General features: G+C 31.7%; 4 protein-coding genes. 2 read left to right on the top strand and 2 right to left on the bottom strand.

Annotation, left to right across the window (positions count from 1 at the left end):
- Both M3Z80_RS09330 and M3Z80_RS09325 read left to right on the top strand, forming a co-directional pair.
- Positions 1–402 (top strand): hypothetical protein (locus M3Z80_RS09330; protein ID WP_293919343.1); only part of this gene is annotated, 402 nt, incomplete at its 5' end.
- A gap of 22 nt (positions 403–424) precedes the next feature.
- Complete coding sequence (locus tag M3Z80_RS09325) at positions 425–811, top strand: hypothetical protein (RefSeq protein WP_293919342.1); 387 nt, start codon at positions 425–427, stop codon at positions 809–811.
- Between the two features lie 782 nt (positions 812–1,593).
- On the opposite strand, the gene prmC is transcribed toward M3Z80_RS09325, so the two are convergent.
- Together prmC and M3Z80_RS09315 are read right to left on the bottom strand one after the other, a co-directional pair.
- Complete coding sequence (gene prmC / locus M3Z80_RS09320; RefSeq protein WP_293919341.1) at positions 1,594–2,469, bottom strand: peptide chain release factor N(5)-glutamine methyltransferase; 876 nt, start codon at positions 2,467–2,469, stop codon at positions 1,594–1,596.
- 99 nt (positions 2,470–2,568) lie between these two features.
- On the bottom strand, positions 2,569–4,239 hold a 1,671-nt coding region (locus tag M3Z80_RS09315), incomplete at its 5' end, for a preprotein translocase subunit SecA (RefSeq protein WP_366519878.1).

Genomic DNA, 4,239 nt, shown 5'->3' with positions numbered 1-4,239 from the left:
ATCAATATAAATTTTATGAAAAAATCACGATATCACTTAATGTTAATCAGTGGACTTTTTTTAGCTATTTTCCTTACAAGTTGTTTTTGTACACAAAAAATTAAAGTCCTACCGAAGTCGTTACCCACTGCCACATTAGGTATCCCCTATTATGAAGATATCAAAGTTTTTGGTGGCGTCGTTAGAAATGAATCCTTTCTCTATAAAATTGAACCTGAAAACTCTGGACTTGAAATATCTCCTACTGATTTTGGAAAACAAATTTCCTTTAATGATCTTAAAGTAAAGGGAACACCTAGAGTTGCAGGACCAATCACAATAATACTCTCTGGAAGCACTTACCCTACCATGTGTCCGGGAGGAGAACTTAACAAAACTTATACAATTAAAGTTGAAGAATAGTATCAGAATCAATATAAATTTTATGAAAAAATCACGATATCACTTAATGTTAATCAGTGGACTTTTTTTAGCTATTTTCCTTACAAGTTGTTTTTGTACACAAAAAATTAAAGTCCTACCGAAGTCGTTACCCACTGCCACATTAGGTATCCCCTATTATGAAGAGATCAAAGTTTTTGGTGGCGTCGTTAGAAATGAATCCTTTCTCTATAAAATTGAACCTGAAAACTCTGGACTTGAAATATCTCCTACTGATTTTGGAAAACAAATTTCCTTTAATGATCTTAAAGTAAAGGGAACACCTAGAGTTGCAGGACCAATCACAATAATACTCTCTGGAAGCACTTACCCTACCATGTGTCCGGGAAGAGAACTTAACAAAACTTATACAATTAAAGTTGAAGAATAGTATCAGAATCAATATAAATTTTATGAAAAAATCACGATATCACTTAATGTTAATCAGTGGACTTTTTTTAGCTATTTTCCTTACTGGTTGATTTTGTTCGCAAAAAGTTAAAGTCCTACCGAAGCTGTTATCTAATGCCACATTAGGTTACCCCTATTATGCTGAAATTAATAATAACTTTCGTGTTATTGAACACCATTTTTCCTATCAAATTGAACATGAAAACTCTGGACTCCAACTAGTAATACCTTTAAATTAAGAATCGATTGCACCTTACAATGATCTTATACTGAAAGGAATACCTAAAGTTTTAGGAACAATTACCATAAAACTCTCTGGAGCCACTTACGGAGCAATGTATTCGGGACATGACTTTGAGAAAATTTATACAATTAAAGTTGAAGAATAGTATCTTATCTTTATTAGCTCAAATCTTAAATTATAATTATCAATTTTGTATTAGTGCGTATCAAGTTAAATTGGTTCAGATTATTTATTCCCAGATCCGTTTTAAATCAAGTAATGTTAACATTGATAATCGATCACAATATTTAGTCCTTGATAAATGTTTTTTTTATTACAATTCTGGTAGAGATTATTGGCTTAATATTAATTCTTAGCTATATTAAAGTTACTTCTTGCTATTTTAAAATGGAGATAAAAATATAATTTTCTCAAAACCAGTAACATTGAAAATGTCTGCAAAAATTTTCAATAATGGCTTAAAAATGTTCTTATATCTAAAGAAAGCTAAATTTATCAAATGAATTTTAAAAATATAGTTACAGCGATATTCCCTTAGCCTTAATCATCCTAAAATTACCAGACAAATCCTGCTTTAATTCTACATAGTTAAAATAATCTAAAAATAGTTCTCTGGTTTTTTCTCCTAAATCTTGATTAATTTCCACATATACTCTCCCATTAGGCTTTAATTTTTTTTGGGCGAAATGTATGATACCTCTATAAAAAATAAACGGATCATTATCAGGTACAAACAGTGCTTTAGAAGGTTCATGTTCAACAACTCTTGCATCCATCGCTTCTTTTTCATATTCTCTGATATATGGGGGATTAGAAACAAGTATGTCAAAATCATCCATAACTATTATTTCGTTATTACCTGTACTATCGAATATATCGGCTTGTACAAAATTGACATTAACCTTATTGATATCTGCATTTTTTTTCGCCGTCTCAACAGCTTTTTCATCTATTTCAAGTGCCGAAACCTTTGCTTTCATTTTTTTTGCTAGAGCGATTGCAATACAGCCGCTTCCGGAACATAAATCTATTATGTTCAATTCTTTATTTCTATTCTCAAAATCATTAGAAATCCAATCTACGAGTTCTTCTGTCTCAGGTCTGGGTATTAGTACATTGGGATTTACCATGATTTTACAACCGTAAAATTCTGTATACCCTATTACATATTGATATGGCATACCATTAATTAAATGAAATAAAGCTACTTGAAAAAGTGTCGACTTTATTTGAGAATCTTCATGCATTTCATCTAACCCTAGCTTTAAAGTAATTTTGTCTTTGTGTAAAAAGTTTTCTGCCAAGGCATAAAATATAATATCAATTTCTTTACTAGAGTATTGAGAAGAAAGATTTTTAATAAAATCGTTTCTGATCTCTGCTAATGATTTCATGATAAAAAATGCATTTCGGTTAAATTTAATTTTATAAAAAAACCGGAATAATAAATACATACTATTCCGGTATAATATTTTTTCTATATATCTTTGAGTTTATTCATCATCTTCCTGATCAACTAATATCCAACTTCCTTCCTCTATAAGATTCTGAGCCTGTTTGAATTTCATAGATTTAAGTTCTCCAGTTCTCAAATTTCGTAGATTAACTTGTTCATTTCTTCCTATTTTATTTACTCGTAATGGCTCAGATGCAGGTTTTTCTTGAACCTGTTTTTCTTCATTTTCTGTAAACACTCTACTTTCTACTACTTTTTGCTTTACCTCGCGCGCTTGTTCTATTTTTGATTCTTCAGGTTCTGTAGGCAGACCTCCTTTAAATAAGAAGGAAATAATTTCTTTGTTTGTTTTATCCAACATATCCCTAAATAATGCAAAGGATTCTTGCTTATAGATTACTAACGGATCTTTTTGCTCATAAACAGCTGATTGTACCGACTTTCTAAGTTCATCCATTTCTCTTAAATGTTCTTTCCAATTCTCATCTATAAGAGCCAAGGTGATCCCTTTTTCGAAATCTTTTAATAAGGCTTTTCCTTCAGATTGATATGCTTCTTCCAAATTAGTTGTTACGTTCAATACTTTAGATCCATCAGTAAATGGAACCGAAATATTTTTAAAGGTGTTTCCTCTTGCTAAAAATACATTAGATATAATTGGATACAACTGTTGTGCCGTATTTTCTAATTTTTCTTTGTAATAAGCCTCTGCTTGTTCAAAAAGCTTATCTACAAGCTCTTTTTCAGATATTCGATTAAATTCCGATTCATCTACGGGAGTATCCATAGCAAATACAGTTGCTAATTCAAACTCAAAACTTTTAAAGTTTTTATCTTGTTTGTTGTCTCTAACGACTAAAGCGGCCGTATCGTAAATCATATTCGCAATATCAATGCTCAACTTTTCACCGAAAAGAGCATTTTTACGTCTGCTATAAATAACTTCTCTTTGTTTATTCATAACATCATCATATTCTAACAAACGTTTACGAATACCGAAATTATTTTCTTCTACTTTTTTCTGAGCTCTTTCGATTGAATTAGTGATCATAGAATGTTGGATGACATCTCCTTCCTTATGCCCTAATCTGTCCATCATTTTAGCGATTCTATCTGAACCGAATAATCGCATCAAATTATCTTCCAATGAAACATAAAACTGGGAGGATCCGGGATCTCCTTGTCGACCTGCACGACCTCTTAACTGTCTGTCCACTCGTCTAGAATCATGTCGTTCCGTACCGATAATTGCTAAACCACCTGCTTGTTTTACTTCATCTGTCAACTTAATATCCGTACCCCGTCCTGCCATATTGGTAGCAATGGTTACTACACCCGGATTTCCGGCTTCTGCTACTATATCAGCTTCTTTTTTGTGTAACTTTGCATTTAATACGTTATGAGGAATCTTTCTTAATTTTAATGCTTTACTTAGTAATTCAGAAATTTCAACTGATGTTGTTCCTACTAATACCGGCCTTTTATCTTCTTGTGACAATCGAATAACTTCATTTAATACAGCATTAAACTTTTCACGATTAGTTTTATACACTAAATCTTGTTGGTCATTCCTTATTACCGGTTTATTGGTTGGAATAACTACCACATCCAATTTGTAGATTTCCCAGAACTCACCTGCTTCCGTTTCGGCAGTACCAGTCATACCCGCCAACTTATTATACATTCTGAAATAATTTTGTAAAGTAAT

It is taken from the genome of Apibacter sp. (assembly GCF_025291155.1).
In the GTDB taxonomy this organism is placed as follows: domain Bacteria; phylum Bacteroidota; class Bacteroidia; order Flavobacteriales; family Weeksellaceae; genus Apibacter.
Note: the sequence above shows the minus strand (reverse complement) of the source record. Positions and strands in the feature narration are given on the sequence as shown.